Annotated in this window: 17 protein-coding genes and 1 pseudogene; 15 read left to right on the top strand and 3 right to left on the bottom strand. The window is 62.4% G+C overall.

Annotated elements, in window-relative coordinates:
• Nucleotides 1-199, top strand: a pseudogene (locus tag EN943_RS22305) (elongation factor Ts); the annotation flags it as partial.
• 21 nt (nt 200-220) lie between these two features.
• On the opposite strand, the gene EN943_RS22300 reads toward EN943_RS22305, so the two are convergent.
• Nucleotides 221-1147 (bottom strand): LysR family transcriptional regulator, encoded by a 927-nt coding sequence (locus EN943_RS22300; RefSeq protein ID WP_127414668.1) that lies wholly within the window; start codon nt 1145-1147, stop codon nt 221-223.
• Nucleotides 1148-1263: 116 nt separating this feature from the next.
• Between EN943_RS22300 and EN943_RS22295 the strand changes: the two genes are divergently transcribed.
• The 13 genes from EN943_RS22295 (at nt 1264) to lpxB (ending at nt 14375) form a co-directional block, all read left to right on the top strand.
• Nucleotides 1264-1791 (top strand): nuclear transport factor 2 family protein, encoded by a 528-nt coding sequence (locus EN943_RS22295; protein WP_127414667.1) that lies wholly within the window; start codon nt 1264-1266, stop codon nt 1789-1791.
• 38 nt (nt 1792-1829) lie between these two features.
• Entirely contained in the window at nt 1830-2939 is a 1110-nt protein-coding gene (locus EN943_RS22290; protein ID WP_127414666.1) for an aldo/keto reductase, read from the top strand.
• A gap of 149 nt (nt 2940-3088) precedes the next feature.
• The gene (gene pyrH, locus EN943_RS22285; RefSeq protein ID WP_027161554.1) at nt 3089-3811 is read left to right on the top strand and encodes a UMP kinase; all 723 of its coding nucleotides are present in this window, start codon (nt 3089-3091) and stop codon (nt 3809-3811) included.
• A gap of 100 nt (nt 3812-3911) precedes the next feature.
• Entirely contained in the window at nt 3912-4466 is a 555-nt protein-coding gene (gene frr, locus EN943_RS22280) for a ribosome recycling factor (RefSeq protein ID WP_013531759.1), read from the top strand.
• Between the two features lie 34 nt (nt 4467-4500).
• The gene (locus tag EN943_RS22275; protein WP_027036662.1) at nt 4501-5235 is read left to right on the top strand and encodes an isoprenyl transferase; all 735 of its coding nucleotides are present in this window, start codon (nt 4501-4503) and stop codon (nt 5233-5235) included.
• A complete protein-coding gene (locus EN943_RS22270) occupies nt 5232-6047 on the top strand; it encodes a phosphatidate cytidylyltransferase (protein WP_127414665.1) in 816 nt (271 codons plus the stop codon). Before EN943_RS22275 ends, EN943_RS22270 begins: the two co-directional genes overlap by 4 nt.
• 103 nt (nt 6048-6150) lie before the next feature.
• The gene (gene rseP, locus EN943_RS22265; RefSeq protein ID WP_023812928.1) at nt 6151-7293 is read left to right on the top strand and encodes an RIP metalloprotease RseP; all 1143 of its coding nucleotides are present in this window, start codon (nt 6151-6153) and stop codon (nt 7291-7293) included.
• Nucleotides 7294-7510: 217 nt separating this feature from the next.
• Nucleotides 7511-9880 (top strand): outer membrane protein assembly factor BamA, encoded by a 2370-nt coding sequence (gene bamA / locus EN943_RS22260; RefSeq protein ID WP_127414664.1) that lies wholly within the window; start codon nt 7511-7513, stop codon nt 9878-9880.
• Between the two features lie 75 nt (nt 9881-9955).
• The gene (gene lpxD, locus EN943_RS22255) at nt 9956-11014 is read left to right on the top strand and encodes a UDP-3-O-(3-hydroxymyristoyl)glucosamine N-acyltransferase (protein WP_127414663.1); all 1059 of its coding nucleotides are present in this window, start codon (nt 9956-9958) and stop codon (nt 11012-11014) included.
• Nucleotides 11007-11474, top strand: coding sequence for a 3-hydroxyacyl-ACP dehydratase FabZ (gene fabZ, locus EN943_RS22250; RefSeq protein ID WP_027036657.1), 468 nt, complete (start codon nt 11007-11009; stop codon nt 11472-11474). The genes lpxD and fabZ overlap by 8 nt, the downstream gene beginning before the upstream one ends.
• Before the next feature lie 13 nt (nt 11475-11487).
• On the top strand, nt 11488-12321 hold the full coding sequence (lpxA, locus tag EN943_RS22245; RefSeq protein ID WP_127414662.1) for an acyl-ACP--UDP-N-acetylglucosamine O-acyltransferase: 834 nt from the start codon (nt 11488-11490) through the stop codon (nt 12319-12321).
• On the top strand, nt 12293-13210 hold the full coding sequence (locus tag EN943_RS22240) for an LpxI family protein (RefSeq protein WP_127414661.1): 918 nt from the start codon (nt 12293-12295) through the stop codon (nt 13208-13210). The genes lpxA and EN943_RS22240 overlap by 29 nt, the downstream gene beginning before the upstream one ends.
• Nucleotides 13203-14375, top strand: a complete 1173-nt coding sequence (gene lpxB / locus EN943_RS22235; RefSeq protein WP_127414660.1) for a lipid-A-disaccharide synthase — start codon at nt 13203-13205, stop codon at nt 14373-14375. Before EN943_RS22240 ends, lpxB begins: the two co-directional genes overlap by 8 nt.
• A gap of 31 nt (nt 14376-14406) precedes the next feature.
• Here lpxB and gltA read toward each other — a convergent pair whose 3' ends face one another.
• Both gltA and gltX read right to left on the bottom strand, forming a co-directional pair.
• A complete protein-coding gene (gltA, locus tag EN943_RS22230) occupies nt 14407-15735 on the bottom strand; it encodes a citrate synthase (RefSeq protein ID WP_127414659.1) in 1329 nt (442 codons plus the stop codon).
• Between the two features lie 185 nt (nt 15736-15920).
• Nucleotides 15921-17345, bottom strand: a complete 1425-nt coding sequence (gene gltX / locus EN943_RS22225) for a glutamate--tRNA ligase (protein ID WP_127414658.1) — start codon at nt 17343-17345, stop codon at nt 15921-15923.
• A 102-nt stretch (nt 17346-17447) separates the two neighbouring features.
• Between gltX and EN943_RS22220 the strand changes: the two genes are divergently transcribed.
• Nucleotides 17448-19582: ComEC/Rec2 family competence protein (locus tag EN943_RS22220; protein ID WP_164778315.1), on the top strand; the 2135-nt coding region annotated here is incomplete at its 3' end.

The following is a 19582-nucleotide window of genomic DNA, read 5'->3' as shown; positions in this document are numbered from 1 at the left end:
CTATGAGGAAGTCGTGCTCCTGAAGCAGGCCTTCGTGCTCAATCCCGACATCACTGTCGAGCAGGCACTGAAGGATGCCGAGAAGGAAATCGGCGCTCCGGCCAAGATCTCCGCCTATCTGCGCTTTGCGCTGGGCGAGGGCATTGAAAAGGAAGAGACCGATTTCGCCGCGGAAGTCGCGGCTGCGGTCAAGAAATAGCCCTTTCCAGGGCTTACGAACTCAGGCAACTCGGCCGGGTGTCCGCAAGGAGGCCCGGCCGATTTCTTGTGCGGTGTCGATAAAGGCCCTGAGCTTCGGCGCCATCGCCGCCCGGCGCGGGAAATAGAGGAACAGCCCCGGTTCCTCGATCGCCGTCTGCGGCAGCACCTGGACGAGGCGGCCCGCGGCAAGATCGGCGCGCGCCAGCGGCTCGAACATATAGGCAAGCCCGACGCCTGCTAGCGCAAGATCGATTGCCGCGAGCGAATCCGTCACGACAACGCTGCCCCGCGTCTCCATGGCGATGTCTTTGCCATCCTCAATCAGATCCCAGCGATAGAGCGCACCGGAGCGGACGAGCCGGTAGCCAATACAATTGTGGTTCGCCAAATCGGCAACGCTGCCGGGACGGCCGTGCCTTCCGATGTAAGCGGGCGAGGCGACGATGACGACGGAGAATGGCGGCGTCAGCCGGACCGCGACCATGTCCTGGGCGATCATCTCGCCAAGCCGGATGCCGGCATCGAAGCCTTCGCCGACAATATCGACCAGGCCCTGGTCAGCGAAGACCTCAACCGTAACCTCCGGATAGCGCTCGGCCATCGCCGCGACCACCGGCGTCACCGCCAATGGCATCGCGATGTTGGAGGCGTTGATCCTGAGCAGGCCAGACGGCCTGCCTTTGACGCTGCGGATGCGGTCCATCCGCTCGGCAATATCCTGGAGGGCCGGAGCCGCCGTTTCCACCAGCGCCTTGCCGGCCTCGGTGAGCGAAACGCTGCGCGTCGTGCGGGCGAACAAGGGCTGGCCGATCCGCTCTTCGCCAATGCGCACCGCATGGCTGACCGCCGAAGGGCTCATGCCGAGTTCGGCAGCCGCAAGCGCGAAGCCGCCGCGCCGGGCAACGGCGACCACGACAGGGAGATGGCTCAGTAGATCGCGATCCATTCATGAATGATATCGCATAGTCTTTGCGAACAATGCAATCTTATCGATGCCAAGGCTGCGGTCCACATTGTCGTCAACACATCGGCGATCGGCCGATGGCATCGAGGAGACGAGACATGAATGCGTTAAGGCAGGTAACTTTCGCCGCAGGCATGGCGTTGGCGCCGATGGACGCCGGCGGGGCGGAACCATCCGACTGGCAGGCCATCGCAGACGAACGCGCGGTCATTCGCATTGCCGATGCCATCGACCGGGCCGTCGACGCCCAGGACTGGAAACTTGCACGCAGCTATTTCGCGGATCGGGTCACCGCCGATTTCAGCAGTCTCTCAGGACAGCCGGCGGCCAACATCGCCTCCGACGATCTGATCGGCGCCTGGGTGGCCAACCTCAAGGGCAGCAAGACAAGCCTGCATCTGCGCACCAATCACCAGGTCGTTCTCGACGCGGACACGGCGACTGTCCTGTCGAACGGCTATGCCTGGAACCGGATGGAAGGAAATGGCGACCCGCTCTGGGAGGTCTGGGGCACCTATGGGCATCACCTGACGCGTTCCGCCGGTGGCTGGAAGGTCGATGGCTTCACGTTCCGCATGACACATGAGCGCGGCAATCCCTGGGTCAAGACGACCCCGGGCCAGTGACGTTCCGGGCATCCATCACCAAGCATTGGAAGACGATCATGACCATGACCTATTACACTCTCGGCAACAGCGGCCTCAGGGTCAGCCGGCTGGCGCTGGGCACGATGACTTTCGGCAAGGAATGGAGCTGGGGAGCCGACAGGGACACGGCGCGGGCGATTTTCGACGCCTATGTCGAGGCAGGCGGCAATTTGTTCGACACGGCGGATCTCTACACAGACGGCACGGCCGAAGCCTGGCTTGGTGAATTCATCGCCGAGCGCGGGCTGCGCGACACGGCGGTGATCGCCAGCAAATTCACCATGAACATGCAGCCCGGCAATCCGAATGCTGGCGGCAACGGCCGCAAGAACATCATGCGGGCCATCGATGCTTCACTGAAGCGGTTGGGCACCGATTATATCGATCTTTATCTCATGCATGTCTGGGACAAGCTGACCCCGGCTGAAGAGGTCATGCGCACGCTGGACGACCTGGTTCGGATGGGCAAGGTGCGCCATGTCGGCCTGTCCGATGTGCCCGCCTGGTATGCGGGCCGCGCACAGGCGATCGCCGAATTCCGCGGATATGAGCCGGTTTCGGCGCTGCAGCTCGAATATTCGTTGGCCGAACGCGCGATCGAGAATGAGTTCGTGCCATTCGGCACGCGCCATGGCGCCGGCATCATGGTGTGGAGCCCGCTGGCTAGCGGACTGCTGAGCGGCAAGTATCGGCCGGCTCAGGCCGGAAACACGGGCCGGCTCGACGGATTTCGCAACTCGACGCATCCAGGTTTCCAAAAGTTCACGCAACGCAACTGGGCTATCGTGGCCGAACTCGAGAAGGTCGCATCCGAGATCGGCCGCAGCATGCCTCAGGTCGCGCTCAACTGGGTGGCGACGCAGCCGGGGATCGCAACCGTCATCCTCGGTGCGACGACGCTCAGCCAAATGCATGACAATCTTGGCGCGCTGGATTTCGAGATTCCGAAAGCGCATCGCGACCGGCTGGAGAGAGCCAGCACAACTCCAGCGCCGTTTCCCTATTCCTATTTCGGCTCGCAGATACAGGCGCGCGTTACCGGCGGCGCGACAACCGGCGACAAGCCCTCCAACTACGCGTCACCGGTGCTCATCGAAGGAGAGTCGGCCAGCGTGTCCACCAATTGATTGATGGGACAGGAAACCGGCGAATTTGCCGTTTGGGCGCCGCGTGACATCGCGGCGCCCTTCGTGTATCGGAACGCCATTGTTTCGAGGCGGCACCTGCGCGAGGGTAGCCACCTGGAGCGCGCCACACGCAAAATGACGAGGCCCAGATGACGGTGAAGCCCCTCTACCGACGTGTCTTGCTGAAAGCGTCGGGCGAAGCATTGATGGGCGAGCAGCATTTCGGCATCGACGTTTCAGTAGTGGATCGCATCGCCGGCGACATCGCCGAGGCGCGTGCATTGGGCATCGAGGTCGGCGTTGTCATCGGCGGTGGCAACATTTTTCGCGGCGTGGCCGTTGCCTCCAAGGGCGGCGACCGTGTCACCGGCGACCACATGGGCATGCTGGCCACGGTGATCAATTCGTTGGCGCTGCGCACGTCGTTGAACAAGATCGGCGTCGACGCCGTGGTGCTTTCGGCGATCGCCATGCCCGAACTGTGCGAGAGCTTTTCGCAGCGCCAGGCGACCGCCTACATGAACCAGGGCAAGGTGGTGATCTTTGCCGGCGGCACCGGCAATCCGTTCTTCACCACTGATTCGGCCGCCGCCCTCCGCGCCGCTGAAATCGGCGCCGACGCGCTGTTCAAGGGCACTCAGGTCGACGGCGTCTACTCGGCGGACCCGAAAAAGGACCCGAGTGCGACGCGTTTCGAGCGCATCAGCCACGGCGAAGTCATAAATCGCGGCCTTTCCATCATGGATACCGCAGCGATTGCACTTGCGCGCGAAAACAACATTCCGATAATCGTCTATTCGATCCACGAAAAAGGTGGTTTCGGCGATATTCTGAGGGGCGGCGGCCGCTGCACGGTCGTCGCGGACGATTGATCGGCGGCCTGACCCGACAAGGGAAGCCGGTTTTCGAAAGTCCGATTCGAAGACGGCCCCGAAGCAGTGAGCCCGCATTAGACGGGTCGAGGAGATAAAGATGAGTGGTGAGTACGACGATCTCAAGCGGCGCATGGATGGGGCTATCGCCGCGTTCAAGCATGATCTGGCCTCGCTGCGAACCGGCCGCGCCTCCAGCAATCTGCTCGATGCGATCCAGGTGCAGGCCTATGGCACCACCATGCCGATCAACCAGGTCGCCAACGTCTCGGTGCCGGAGCCGCGCATGATCTCGGTATCGGTATGGGACAAGTCGATGGTTGGCGCGGTCGACCGTGCGATCCGCGAATCCAATTTGGGGTTCAACCCGATCGTAGACGGCACCAACCTCAGGATTCCGCTTCCCGAACTCAACGAACAGCGCCGCAAGGAACTGGTCAAGATCTCGCACACCTACGCCGAGAACGCCCGTGTCGCCGCGCGCCATGTGCGCCGCGACGGCATGGACTTCCTGAAGAAGGCGGAGAAGGACGGCGATATCAGCGAAGACGATCAGCGCAAGCGCTCGGACCAGGTCCAGAAACTTACCGACGAGACGATCAGCACCATCGACCACCTGCTTTCCGATAAGGAAGCTGAAATCATGCAGGTTTAGGGTCTTGGCCAGCGGCTGACCCGAAAGCGAGAACATGGCAACGCCCGCGCATGTCGCGATCATCATGGACGGAAACGGACGCTGGGCCAAGGCGCGTGGCATGCCCCGCCTTGCGGGCCACCGTGCCGGTGTCGAGGCGCTGCGCAAGACGGTGCGCGCGGCACCCGGGCTCGGCATCTCCTACCTGACCGTCTATGCTTTCTCGTCGGAGAACTGGTCGCGGCCGAAGTCCGAGGTCAGCGACCTGATGGGCCTCTTGAAAATGTTCATCCGCCGTGACCTTGCCGAACTGCACCAGAGCGGTGTGCGGGTTAGAATCATCGGTGACCGGGCAGGGCTGCAGCCCGATATCAGGGGACTGCTCGACGAGGCCGAAACGCTGACGGCCGCAAACGAATCGCTGACGCTGGTGATCGCCTTCAACTATGGCGGCCGCGACGAAATCGTTCGCACGGCGCAAAAGCTTGCGGCGGCCGTGGCGCGTGGCGAACTCGACGCCGAGGCGATATCAGCCGAAAGCTTTGCCGGCGCGCTTGATACGCAAGGCATTCCCGACCCGGAACTCGTCATCCGCACCAGCGGCGAGCTTCGGTTGTCGAACTTCCTTCTGTGGCAAGCCGCCTATAGCGAACTCGTCTTCCTGCCTTGCTATTGGCCCGACTTCAGCCGCGAGCACCTTGCGGAAGCTTTGCGTGAGTTTGCTGGCCGCGAACGCCGTTTCGGCGGACTTGGAGGCCAGGACGTCGCTTCGCGACCGGCCGCGGGATGAGCAATCTCCAGCTGCGTGTCGTTTCGGCGATCGTGCTCGCCATCATCACTCTCGGCTTGACCTGGATCGGCGGTCTGCCGTTCCGGCTGCTGTGCGCCGTAATATCGGCGGCGATCTTCTATGAATGGACCCGCATGTCGCGCCCGACCGGGGCCACGGGCCTGGGCTTCCTGCCGGAAGCATTGCTGGTTATCTTCATCGGCGCCTTGATCGGCGGCCTGGCCGCCTCCTGGCTGCTGCCGCTTGTGGCGGCCATTGTTGCCGCAACGGCGATAGCCGCCTCGGTTCGCAAGACCGGACAATGGGATGCGAGCGGCCTTGCCTATGCCGCGGTTTCAGGCCTGTCGCTCGCCTTGCTGCGCGATGGCGATCGTTCAGGCCTCATTGCCATCCTGTTCCTGTTCGCGGTCGTGTGGGCCACCGATATCCTTGCTTATTTCGTTGGCTGTGCCGTTGGGGGGCCGAAACTGGCGCCCTCTATCTCACCTGGCAAGACGCGCAGCGGCGCGCTTGGCGGCGCGCTCGGCGGCGTCGTCGCCGGGCTGATCCTCGCCGTAGCTGCCGGCGTCGGCAATCTGGCATTGCTCGGCCTGGTGGCGCTCGTGCTGTCGATTGTCTCGCAGGCAGGCGACCTGTTTGAATCCTGGGTCAAGCGCCGCCATGGCCGCAAGGACTCAGGCGCGCTCATCCCGGGCCACGGCGGCGTCATGGATCGTGTCGATGGGCTTGTCGCAGCGGCATTCGCCCTATACGTCATCGGCTGGATCTCGGCGAACGCCGATCATCCGGCGCAGGGTCTGTTTCCCGTTTGAGTGGTGTCATTTCAGGTCCTTTGCGCGATGCGCCTTGGATTCGCCCGGATTGGTGTCACAGTCACGGCGCAGTCTGCGCCGTGGAAGAATTTGAGGGTTTGTCTTGAACGAGATTCTTCACGCGCTTTTCAGCACAGAAGGCTTTGTCCTCGGCACGCTGGTGCCATTCCTCTTCGTGCTGACCGTGGTCGTGTTCGTCCACGAAATGGGCCATTACCTGGTCGGGCGCTGGTGCGGCATCGGCGTCAGGGCCTTCTCGATCGGCTTCGGACCGGAACTCTTCGGCTTCAACGACAGCCACGGCACGCGCTGGAAACTGTGTGCGATACCGCTTGGCGGCTATGTCAAATTCGTTGGCGACATGAACGCCACATCGAGCCAGCCCACGTCGGAAGAAATTGAAACGCTGACCGAGGAAGAGCGCAAGGTCGCATTCCACACACAGCCGATCTGGAAGCGCGCCGCAACGGTGGTGGCCGGACCGCTGTTCAATTTCCTGCTGACGATCGTTGTCTTTTCCGTGCTGTTCACCGCCTATGGCCGCTATGTCGCCGAGCCCATGGTGGCCGAGGTGACCGCCGACAGCCCGGCGGCGAAGGCCGGCATCCTTCCCGGCGATCGATTCGTCAGCGTCGACGGCAACAAAGTCGAAACCTTTGGCGACGTCCAACGCCTGGTCTCGGGCCGTGCCGACGACGCAATCACCTTCGTCATGCTGCGCGACGGCCAGGAGGTCACTGTGACCGCGGCGCCGCGGCTGATGGAGCAGGAAGACGCGCTCGGCAACAAGGTCAAGGTCGCCGTGATCGGTGTCGTCAACAACAAGGAACTCGGCCAGCCGAGGCTCATCACCTACACGCCGGTCGGGGCGGTCGCGGCGGCGGTCGAGGAAACCGGTCACGTCATCCAGCGCACCGGCCAGTTCCTGCAGCGCTTTGTTGTCGGGCGCGAAGACAAATGTCAGCTGGGCGGTCCGGTGAAGATCGCCGATATGGCGGGCAGGGCTGCGAAACTGGGATTCGAATGGCTCGTGCAGCTGGTTGCACTGCTATCCGTTGGCATCGGAATTCTGAACCTTTTGCCGATTCCCCCCCTCGACGGCGGTCACCTCTTGTTCTACGGGGTGGAGGCTGTCATTCGCCGTCCGGTGTCGGAACGGATGATGGAAATGGCCTATCGGGCCGGGTTGCTTCTGGTGCTGTGCTTCATGGGGTTCGTTTTTTGGAACGATCTGTTTGGGTGCTGAAATCATGAAGAAATTTGGCTTCCGCATGGACGATGTTGAGACGCCGTTTACCATGCAAGGGGATATGAGTGACGCGAAAGCCACGCCGCAGGGTTAAGTAAATACAAATTAACCAGAAGCCTTGCGTGTAGGGAAAATCCGGTTAATACGGTAGGGGAAATTACCGCACGTCCGGTTTTCTCGCCGTGGGGACTACGAGAAAAGGTTATTAAGCCCGATGAAGGCAGCATCCAAGTTTCTAAGCGCCGCGTCCGCGGTGACCCTGTCCGCGGCCATGGTCGTGCCAGGCGCGCTCGCAGTGCAGTTCGTTGCCACATCGGCGGCTGAAGCCGCTGTCGTCAGCAGAGTCGAAGTGAGCGGCAACCAGCGTATCGACGCTGAGACCATCCGCAATTACATCACCATCAAGCCGGGCAAGGCTTTCTCCAGTTCCGATATCGACGGTGCGGTCAAGGCACTGTTCGGCACAGGCCTGTTTTCGGATGTGCAGATCAACCAGGTCGGCTCGACGCTGGTGGTCAAGGTTGCCGAGTACCAGGTTGTCAACCAGGTGCTGTTCCAGAACAACAAGAAGCTCAAGGACAATGCGCTTGCGGCGGCGGTGCAACTGAAGCCGCGCGGAACGTTCTCGCAGGCGACGCTCGATGCCGACGTGGAATCGGTCAAGGCTGCCTACAAGCGCATTGGTCGTGACGACGTGACCGTGACCACGCAGGTCATGCAGCTCGGCGACAACCGCGTGAATGTGGTCTTCAACATTGCCGAAGGCGATCGCACGCAGATCGCGGCGATCAATTTCGTCGGCAACAGCGCCTATTCCAGCCGTCGCCTGTCGGATATCATCAACACCAAGCGCTCGTCCTGGCTTTCCTTTGTCCTGCGCGACGACGTCTATGACGATGACAAGCTGCGCGCGGACCAGGAGCTGCTGCGCCGCTTCTACTACAATCACGGCTATGCCGACTTCCAGGTCGTGTCCGCCGTCGGCGAGCTCGACAGCGCGACGAACAAGTACACGGTCACCATCACCGTCCAGGAAGGCGACCGCTACACGTTCGGCGATGTCAGCGTCGAGAGCACGATCCCGGAAGTCGACGGCAAGTCGCTGGAGTCGGTGATCGAGACCCACAAGGGTGACGTCTACAACGCCAAGAACGTCGAGGATTCCATCATCGCGCTGACCGAGAAGGTGGCCGGTTCCGGCTATGCCTTCGCGCAGGTCACGCCGCGCGGCGACCGCAATTTCGAGAACCACACCATTTCGGTGGTCTATACGATCGACCAGGGCACCAAGGCCTATATCGAGCGCATCGAGATCCGCGGCAACGATCGCACGCGTGACTATGTCATTCGCCGCGAGTTCGACGTCAGCGAAGGCGATGCCTTCAACCAGGTGCTCATCCAGCGCGCGAAGAAGCGCCTGGAAAACTTGAATTACTTTGAGAAAGTCGACATCTCGACCGTGCCGGGATCGCAGCCCGACCAGGTCGTTCTGGTGGTCGATGTGGTTGAGAAGTCGACCGGCGAGTTCTCGGTGGGCGCTGGTTATTCGACCGGTGGCGACACGGCCGGTCCGTCGGTCGAAGGATCGGTGACCGAGCGCAACTTCCTCGGTCGCGGCCAGTTCATCAAGGTGTCTGCGGGCGGCGGCAAGAATTCGCGCGACTACAGCCTGTCCTTCACTGAGCCTTATTTCCTCGGACGGCGCATCGCCGCCGGCTTCGATATCTATAAGTCGACGCGGGAGTACGACAACAACTACGACAGTGATACCACGGGTGCGACGATCCGTTTCGGCCTGCCGATCACCGACAGCATCACGACTCAGTTGGCGTACAACATCTCGCAGGAAAAATATGAAGTTGACGATGGTTGCGGCCCCACCAGTCCTGGGGATCCTGATGGCCCCAACTGCACCATTTCAACGGCCATCCTGAATGGCATAGCGGAAAGTCCGTGGATCAAGTCGTCGGTCAGCCTGGGACTGGTTTACAATACCATCGATGACATGAAGAACCCGCATGAGGGTATCTATGCCAACACGACCGTCGAAGTGGCCGGTCTCGGCGGTGATGCCAAGTTCGTGAAGATCACGGGACGCGGCAGCGTCTATCAGACGTTGTCCGAGTCGCTTGATCTTGTCGGCCTTATTTCGGGCGGCGCCGGTCATGTCGAGGGTTATGGCGATGGCGGTTTGCGCATCTTCGATCAGTTCCAGAGCACCGACCGCATGATCCGTGGCTTCGCCTATGGCGGTATCGGGCCTGTGGATCCGCTCACGGGTGACCATCTCGGCGGCACGACCTACTTCAATGCCTCTGCTGAGGCTCAGTTCCCGCTGCCTGTCGTTCCGGAAAGCTTCGGCCTTCGCGGTGCTGTGTTTGCTGACGCGGCCACTCTCTATGGCAGCCAGGTTACAAGCGTCGCTCAGGAGTCAACGGACATGCAGCTGCGTGCCTCGGTCGGCGTCGGCCTGATGTGGGCGTCGCCGTTCGGTCCGATTCGTATCGACTATGCGATCCCGGTCAAGAAGGAAGCGCGCGACGACGTGCAGGAATTCAACTTCGGCATATCGACCCGCTTCTGATCGGCGGCCAACGATGCTCCCGGGTCTTCAGGGTCCGGGAGAAATGTTCCGACCTAGCTGGATATAGCTTCTGGAATGACCGATCCGGTGTTCTTCGCGCCATCACGCCGGTATACGGCGGGCGAAGTCGCGAATCTGACCGGCTCGGTGCTCGTCGATTCCGGCCACTCCGATATTTCGATCGAAGCACTCGCGCCGGCCAGTGAGGGCGGCGAGAATGCGCTCGTCTTTGTCGACGGCAAGCGTAATTCCGCGCTGATGCCGTCGCTGCGGGCAGCCGCGGTCCTGTGCCCGGCGGAATTTGCCGGCAAGGCGCCGGCAAGCGTTGCTGTTCTCATTCATCCGCGTCCGCAACAGGCCTTCGCGCTGATCGGACGTCTGCTGTTTCCGAGGGCGGCGACACCAGGGCCGATGACCAGTGAAACCGGCGTCTCGCCGCACGCTCATGTCGACGCGACCGCGCATGTCGAAGCCGGTGCCGTCATCGAGGCCGGCGCGGTTATTGGGCCGGGTGCTTCGATCGGCAGCGGTACTGTCATCGCCCCAAATGCGGTCATCGGACAATCCTGCCAGATCGGCCGCGACGGCTATGTCGGTCCAGGCGTCAGCATCCAGTATGCCTTGATCGGCAATCGCGTCATCATTCATGGCGGCGCCAGGATAGGCCAGGATGGTTTTGGGTTCGTCGGCGGGGCCAAGGGTCCTGAGCGCGTGCCGCAGATCGGCCGTGTCATTATCCAGGACGACGTCGAGATCGGCTCCAACACCACCGTCGATCGCGGCGCCATGTCCGATACGATCATCGGCCAAGGCACCAAGATCGACAATCTCGTGCAGATCGCCCATAACGTCCGCATCGGTCGCAATTGCATAATAGCCGGGCTTTCGGGTATTTCGGGTTCTGTGGTCGTGGGTGACAATGTCACCATGGGCGGCGGCGTCGGGCTTGCGGATCACCTGACCATAGGGACAGGGGCCAAGCTTGCCGCCAGAAGTGGATTTATGAGCAATGTCCCTGCAGGCGAGATCTGGGGCGGTTATCCGGCACAGCCGATGGCGGAAGCCATGCGGGAGATAGCCATGCTGCGCAAGCTCGCCAGGACCCGCAAACAGGGCGAGGGAGGCAATGGCTGACATGATCGCGTCGACGACGCTGGAAGCGGTCGACATCATGGGGCTGATGAAGCTCCTGCCGCACCGCTATCCCTTCCTGATGATCGATCGTATCGTCGACATCGATGGCGACGAATCCGCCGTCGGCATCAAGAACGTGACCATAAACGAGCCGCATTTTCAGGGCCATTTCCCTGAGCAGCCGGTCATGCCGGGTGTGCTCATCGTTGAGGCGATGGCGCAGACGGCCGGCGCCATCTGTATCCGCAGCCTTGGCACCGAAAAGCCGTCGCTGGTCTATTTCCTGACCATCGACAACGCCAAATTCCGCAAACCGGTCGTTCCCGGCGACCAGTTGAAGATCTATGTCAAGAAAATCAAGAAACGCGGCAACCTGCTCAAATTCGCTTGTGAAGCCATGGTCGACGGGGCCAAGGCGGCCGAGGCCGAGATTTCAGCCATGATGGTCACCAGCGACTGACGATCGAGTGCTTATGAAAATCAAGACATCCATCCATGCTTCCTCCGTTGTCGAGGAAGGCGCCCAAATCGGCCAAGGTGCGCGCATCGGGCCGTTCTGCCATGTCGGCGCCGATGTGGTGATTGGCGACGACGTCGAACTGGTCAGTCATGTCTCGGTGATGGGCGCGACGTCAATCGGCGCCTCCACCAAGGTCTACCCGATGGCGACATTGGGCGCGCCGCCGCAGAACACCAAGCACAAGGGGGGCCGAACCACCCTGGTCATCGGCAGGAACTGCACGATCCGCGAAGGCGTGACGATGCATCTCGGTACCGATTCCAGCCGTGGCGAGACGACGGTCGGCGACAACGGCAATTTCCTTGCCTACGCCCATATCGCCCATGATTGCGTCGTCGGCAACAATGCGACGTTCGCCAATGGCGCAACGCTGGGCGGCCACTGCGAGGTCGGCAACAATGTCTATATCGGCGGCCTGACCGCAGTGCATCAGTTTGTCCGCATCGGCGACAACGCCTTTCTGGGCGGTTGCTCCGCGATCGTCGGCGATGTCATCCCCTTTGCCATCGCGGTCGGCAACCGCGCCAGCCTGCGCGGTCTCAACATCATCGGCCTCAAGCGCTCCGGCCTGCCGAGGTCCGAAATCCTTGTGCTGCGCAAGGCTTACAGGATGATCTTCGATCGTTCCCGCACCGTTGGCGAGAACATCGAGTTCGCCAAGGCGGAGTTCGCGTCGTCGCCGACCACCATGAAGATCATCGATTTCATCACCAGTCGCGGCAAGCGGCACTATGCTGTGCCGTCGCTCAAGGGCGGCGATGGCGACGATGTCGATGACGAAGACTGAGGCAGCGGCAGCGCGTCTTGATCCTCCGCCGGGCTCCAGGGTCGGCATCATTGCCGGCGGCGGCAGTCTGCCGGTCGAAGTCGCGGCCGGTTCGGCTGAACAAGGTTATCCGCCCTTCGTCATCCTGATGGAAGGAGAGGTCGACCGCATCGCGGAGCTTTCCCGATACGATCATGAAAGCCTCGCCCTGGAAGGGATCGGCTCGCTGGTCCCATTGCTGCGGCGGCACCGGATCACCCATCTGGTGCTTGCAGGCGAGATCAAGCGTCGGCCGCGATTGCTTGCGCTGCGCCCCAGTCTCAGCCTGCTCGCGGTAATTCCGCTGGTCGTCATGGCGCTCGCGCGGGGCGACGATGGCCTGCTGAAGGTCTTGGCGAAGGGCCTCGAAGCCCGTGGAATAAAAGTTGTCGGGGCGCATGAAATCGTGCCGAGCCTTGTCGCCGTCGAAGGCATCCTGACCAAAGCCGCGCCACAAAAATCGGACTGGCGTGACATCGAGGCAGGCCTTGCCGCGGCAAAGGCCATCGGGGCGCTGGACATCGGCCAGGCAGCGATCGCGATCGGCGGTCGAACGATCGCGCTGGAAGGCATCGAGGGAACGGCCGGACTGCTTGATCGGGCAAAGCTTTTGCGCGGCCACGGCCGTATTGCGGGCAAGACCCGCGGCGTGCTGGTCAAGTGCGCCAAGCCCGGTCAGGAGCTGCGCGCGGATCTTCCTTCCATCGGCCCGCAAACTGTCGAAGCCGCGCACGCGGCCGGGCTTGCCGGCATTGCCGTGGAAGCGGGACGTTCGCTGGTTCTCGAAGGCCCCGAAACCATCGCGCGCGCCAACGCACTCGGCCTGTTCGTCATTGGCCTGCCTGCTGCGACGGAGCCGCACAATGGCTGACAGGGCATTGAAAATCGCGATCGTTGCCGGCGAGGAGTCCGGCGATCTGCTCGGCGCCGACATCGTGCGCTCACTCAAGCAGGCTACCGGGCGCGAGGTACAGCTCGTCGGCCTCGGCGGCCGCCATCTGCAGGCGCTGGGACTGACATCGCCATTCGATGCCGGCGAGATCGCCCTCATGGGTTTTAGTGCCATCCTGCGCGACCTGCCGCGCCTGATGCGGCGGATCAGCCAGCTGGCCAGAACCGTTGTGGACGAAAAGCCGGACTGCCTCGTCACCATCGACAGTCCGGACTTTTCGTTGCGCGTCGCCAAAAAGGTGCGGGCGGCCAATCCGTCGATCCCCATCATCCACTATGTCTGCCCGAGCGTCTGGGCGTGGCGACCGGGCCGGGCGGTGGCGATGAAGCCCTATGTCGACCATATCCTCTGCATCCTGCCTTTCGAGGTGAAGGAGTTGGAGCGGCTCGGCGGGCCACCGGGCACCTATGTTGGGCATCGCCTGACACACGATGCGGGCTTGCTCGCTGCAGCCAAGGCGCAGGAGTTGCCGCGCGACCTTTCTCCTGATCGGGTCAAAACCTTGCTCGTCCTGCCCGGTTCGCGGCGTAGCGAGGTACGGCGGCTGCTCGACCCGTTCGGCGAGACGGTGTCGATCCTGCGCGCGCGCGGCCACCGCTTGCGGCTGCTGCTGCCGACCGTCCCGCATGTCGCCGACCTCGTCAAATCTTCCGTTAACCGCTGGGATGAAAAGCCTGAGATCATCGTCGATTCCCAGCGCAAATGGCAGGCTTTCGGCAAGGCCGATGCGGCGCTGATCGCGTCCGGGACGGTATCGCTGGAACTGGCGCTGGGCGGTGTGCCGATGGTCTCCTGCTACAGGCTCGACCCGGTCGCGCGCATCTTGGCGCCTTACCTCGTGTCCGTCTGGTCGGCGCTGCTGCCCAATCTGATATCGGACCGAGCGCTTATTCCCGAATTCTACGACGGCTATATCAAGCCAAACAATCTTGCCCGGCAATTGGAGGCGCTGTTCGCCGACAGCGGCATGCGTGCCTGGCAGAAGCAAGGCTTTGCAGAGATCACGCGGCGTATGGCGACCGACAAGCCTGCCGGCGAGATAGCGGCAGGCGTTGTGCTTCGTCACATAAAAAAAGCGCCCTGAGGGCGCCTTTTTTCAGTCCAGACAGCCTCGATCACCGCTTGGCGATCGGCACGTAATCACGCTCGGGCGCACCGGTATAGAGCTGGCGCGGACGGCCAATCTTCTGGCGCGGATCCTCGATCATCTCTTTCCACTGCGCGATCCAGCCGACGGTGCGGGCGACCGCGAACAGCACGGTGAACATGGTGGTGGGGAAGCCCAGCGCCTTCAGCGTAATGCCGGAATAGAAGTCGACATTCGGGTAGAGCTTCTTCTCGATGAAATAGGAATCGGTCAGCGCGATCTTTTCCAGCTCCATGGCGATGTCGAGCAGCGGATCGTCCTTGATGCCGAGCTCGCCCAAAACCTCGTGTGCCGTCTTCTGCATGATCTTGGCGCGCGGATCGTAGTTCTTGTAGACGCGGTGGCCGAAGCCCATCAAGCGGAACGGGTCGTCCTTGTCCTTGGCGCGGGCGATGAATTCGGGGATGTGATCGACATGGCCGATCTCGCCAAGCATGTTGAGCGCCGCTTCATTGGCGCCGCCATGCGCGGGTCCCCACAGACAGGCTATGCCGGCGGCGATGCACGCAAACGGATTGGCGCCCGACGAGCCGGCGAGGCGAACGGTCGAGGTCGAGGCATTCTGCTCGTGATCGGCGTGCAAAATGAAGATGCGCTCCATGGCGCGCGCCAGCACCGGGTTGATCTTGTATTCCTCGCACGGCACGGCAAAGCACATATGCAGGAAGTTGGCGGCAAAGTTCAGCTCGTTCTTCGGGTAAATGAAGGGCTGGCCGATGTGGTATTTGTAGGCCATCGCCGCGATCGTCGGCATCTTGGCGATCAGCCGCATGGAGGCAACCATGCGCTGGTAGGGGTCGGAGATGTCGGTGGAGTCGTGGTAGAAGGCCGACAGCGCGCCGACCACGCCGCACATCACCGCCATCGGATGCGCGTCGCGGCGGAAGCCGGTGAAAAAGCGCGACATCTGCTCATGCACCATGGTGTGGCGCGTCACGCGGTAGTCGAAATCGTCCTTCTGCGCCTTGGTCGGCAATTCACCGTAGAGCAGGAGATAGCAGACCTCGAGGAAGTCGCCATGTTCGGCCAACTGGTCGATCGGATAGCCGCGGTGCAACAGGATGCCGGCGTCGCCGTCGATGAAGGTGATTTCGGATTCGCAGCTTGCCGTCGAGGTGAAGCCGGGATCGTAGGTGAAAGCGCCGGTGGTAGAGTAGAGCGAGGCGATGTCGATGACATCAGGCCCGACCGAACCACTTCGCACCTTGAATTCATGGGTCTTGCCGGCGAATGCAAGCGTTGCCGTTGCCTCCTGGGTCTTGCCGCCCAAATCCAGTTTTTTCGCAGCTTCGGTCATTGCAAACTCCTTCTTGTTTCCTCATGCCGGCAAAGGCAAAATTCTGCAGAGCGACACGTCGAAAATCACCGCAATGCGCGTATTCGCCACCGCATTTCAGGAGGTGCGTGCCAGATTGGGCCAAGGCCTAATGTTGCACTGCGAAACCCGCCTTTCAATGCCAATCTTCTTGGGCCAGTTTGCTCCTAATCGATTTGATCTGAGATGCGCGCCAGGCTTTCCTCGCGGCCGAGCACGGCGAGCACATCGAACACGCCCGGCGAGGTGCTTTTGCCGGTCAAAGCGGCGCGCAGAGGCTGGGCCACGGCGCCGAGCTTGTGGCTGCCGGCCGCTGCCACCTCGCGGATCACCGCCTCCGCCGATGCGGCTGTCCAGTCACCCGCAAGCCCGTTCAAAGCTTCGTGAGCACTGCGCAGGATCTTGCGGGCATCTGCGGTGAGCAGAAGGGCCGCCTTGTCGTCGATCGGCAGCGGTCGCGTGGCAAACAGGAAAGCCGCGCCGTCGACGAGCTCAACCAGCGTCTTGGCGCGCTCCTTCAGGCCCGGAAGCGCTGCCAGCAACTGCGCCTTGGTGCTGTCGTTCAGGCGTGTGGCCATCGCCGGGCCACCTTCGAGATAGGGCAGGGTGGCGATGAAGATGTCGAACAGTTCGGCATCGCTCATGCGGCGCATATGCGCGCCGTTGATCGCCTCCAGTTTGGCGAAGTCGAAGCGCGCCGCGCCCCTGTTGACGTCGCCGATATCGAACCAGGAGATCATGTCCTTGATCGACATGATCTCGTCGTCGCCATGGCTCCAGCCGAGGCGCGCCAGGTAGTTGAGCAGCGCCTCCGGCAGGTAGCCCATGGCGCGATAGGCCTCGACGCCAAGCGCGCCGTGCCGCTTCGACAGCTTGGCGCCGTCGGCGCCATGGATCAGCGGGATATGCGACATGGATGGAACGGCCCAGCCCATGGCGTCGTAGATCACGGTCTGCCGGGCGGCGTTGGTCAGATGATCGTCACCACGGATGATATGGGTGACCGCCATGTCATGATCGTCGACGACGACGGCATGCATGTAGGTCGGGTTACCGTCCGAACGCAGGATGATGAAATCGTCGAGGTCCTTGTTGGGAAAGCGCACCTCGCCCTGGACATGGTCGTGAACGATGGTCTCGCCTTCGGTCGGTGCCTTGATGCGGATGGCGCCCTTGGCGCCTGCGGGCGCCTCAGAGGGGTCGCGGTCGCGCCAGCGGCCATCGTAGCGGGGCGGCAGGCCCTTGGCTCTGGCGGCCTCGCGCATCGCCTCCAGTTCGGCTGGCGTCGCGTAGCAATAATAGGCCTTGCCCATGCGCACGAGCTCCTCCGCCACCTCACGGTGGCGCGGCGCACGCTCGAACTGCGACACCGGCTCGCCGTCCCAGCTCAGGCCGAGCCAGGTAAGCCCGTCGAGGATGGCAGCCGTCGCGGCTTCATTGGAGCGTTCGCGGTCGGTGTCCTCGATGCGCAGCAGCATCGTGCCGCCGGTGTGCTTCGCATACAGCCAGTTGAACAGCGCCGTGCGCGCGCCGCCTATGTGCAAATAGCCGGTGGGCGAGGGGGCAAAACGGGTGACGACCTTGTCGGACATGGAACTCTCGGAAACCATCTGAAGCGGGGTGCGGTTGCGCGGACTTTCGCGCGCCCGGCGTTCATGTAGCATAGGGTGTCGAGGGCGCAAGGGGCAGACCCGATGGCTGGACGAGGCTGGGGCTCGGATCAGGGCGAGGACGCTGCCATGGGCGTCAGCGAACGGTCCCTGTTTGCGCCTCTGCCAGCCTCATTGCCGCCGCCGTCGCCCCTCGTGCCGGATCCCGGCAAGGCGCCCTTGCAAGCGGATGTCGCCGCCTCTGTTCCTGTTGCCGAAACCGGCAGGATCGTGCGCGTGCGCCGGCAGATCGGCCTGACATCACTGCCTCGCCTGCGCCACAGCGTGAACATGGCGGCGAGCCTGGAACTCGACCGGGGCGTGGCCTTCCTGCTGGTGCCGGTCTGCCTGGCGATCGGAGCGATCGGCTATTTTTCGCTGGCGGCGGAGCCCGACTTTGCGAGACCTGTCGCGGTTGTCATTCTGACGGGGATCTGTGCGCTGGTCTCGCGTTCATGGCCAAAGACCCATCTGTGCGCCATGGCCGCACTTTTGTGCGCGCTCGGCCTGCTCGCTGCAAAGGTCGAGACATGGAGGGCGGGAACGCAGATGCTCGGTTCGGAAATCTCGACGCAGGTGACCGGCCGCGTCGTTTCGCTCGACCGTATGGAGAGCGGTCGTATCCGGCTGACCATCGACGTGACCTCGACCGCCCGGCCGAAACTGCGCTATGCGCCGGAACGGGTGCGGCTTTCGGCACGCAAGATCCCGGCTGACGTGACCGCCGGCTCGCTCATGACTGGGTATGCCAAGCTTTTGCCGCCGACCGGGCCGGTGCGGCCGGACAGCTATGATTTTTCCTTCGACAGCTATTTTGCCGGCATCGGCGGCAGCGGGTTCTTTCTCGGCAATCCAAAGCTTGTCGTCAGCGACGATGGCGAGATGCCGCTGTCGGCCCGAATTTCCTTTAGCGTGGAAAATGCCCGTGAAGGCATCGCCGACCATATCAGAGCGAGCGTCGGCGGCGCCGAAGGCGAGATCGCCGCGGCGCTCATCGTCGGCGTGCGCGCCGGCATTCCCGATGACATCAATGAGGCGATGCGACGTACCGGCATCTACCACATCATCTCCATTTCGGGACTGCACATGGCGCTGGTCGCCGGCACCATCATGGGATTACTGCGCGGCGCCTTCGCCTTGTTTCCCGACTTTTCCGCGCGTCGCCCGGTCAAGAAGTATGCCGCTGCCGCCGCATTGTTCTCGATCGCGGCCTATCTCATCATCTCTGGAGTCGTCGTCGCCGCCGAGCGCAGCTTCATCATGCTGGCAGTGATGCTGATTGCCGTGCTGTGCGATCGAGCAGCACTCACCATGCGCAATCTGGCGATCTCGGCGATCGCCGTCATCGTGGTGTCGCCGCACGAGGTGGTCGGCCCGAGTTTTCAGATGTCGTTCGCCGCAACCGCAGCGCTTGTCGGCGCCTATGCCGGCTGGTCGGATCATCGCGCCGGGAAAGCCAGACCGCCGCCGCCAAAGCGATCCTTGCCCGGGTTCCTGACGCGAAAATTCATGATGGCGGCGGGCGGCTTAGCCATGACATCCATCATCGCCGGCAGCGCCACGGCGCTGTTTGCCATCTGGCATTTTCAACGTGTGTCGCCGCTCAGCCTGTTCGCCAACCTTGCCATCATGCCGATCGTGTCACTGGTTGTCATGCCTTTCGCCGTGCTCAGCGCGCTGGCAATGCCATTCGGCGCCGATGGACCCTTTCTCTATGTGATGAGCAAGGGCCTGACGGCGATGATCGCCATGTCCGGATGGATTTCCGAGCGTTCGCCGGTCGATGGGGTCGGATTGATTTCGCAGCAGTCAGTCCTGCTGGTGGCGATTGCCTTGGTCATCGCGACGATGGCGACGACATGGCTGCGGCTTGTGGCTCTTCCGTTCGCGATTGCCGGCCTGTTGACCGTCTCGGATACGCGCACGCCGGACGTGCTGATCTCGGAGGACGCCCGACTGGTTGCCTTGCCGATCGGCGGTGGCGAGCTCGCGGTCAGCCGCGCACGGCCGAACGAATTCACTGTCGACAACTGGAAGCGCGCGCTGACATCCGAAACCATCGTCGTTCCGGAGGTGTTCGACAAGGGCGACGGGCAATTCGACGTCGCGGATGCCGTTGAGCTACCGCCGGGATCGCCATTCTATTGCACCTCAGGCGTTTGTCTCGCCAGGCATACGTC

The organism is Mesorhizobium sp. M7A.F.Ca.US.006.01.1.1, from assembly GCF_003997935.1.
GTDB lineage: Bacteria > Pseudomonadota > Alphaproteobacteria > Rhizobiales > Rhizobiaceae > Mesorhizobium.
The sequence above is the reverse complement of the archived record's forward strand: the minus strand, read 5'-3'. Positions and strand labels throughout refer to the sequence as shown.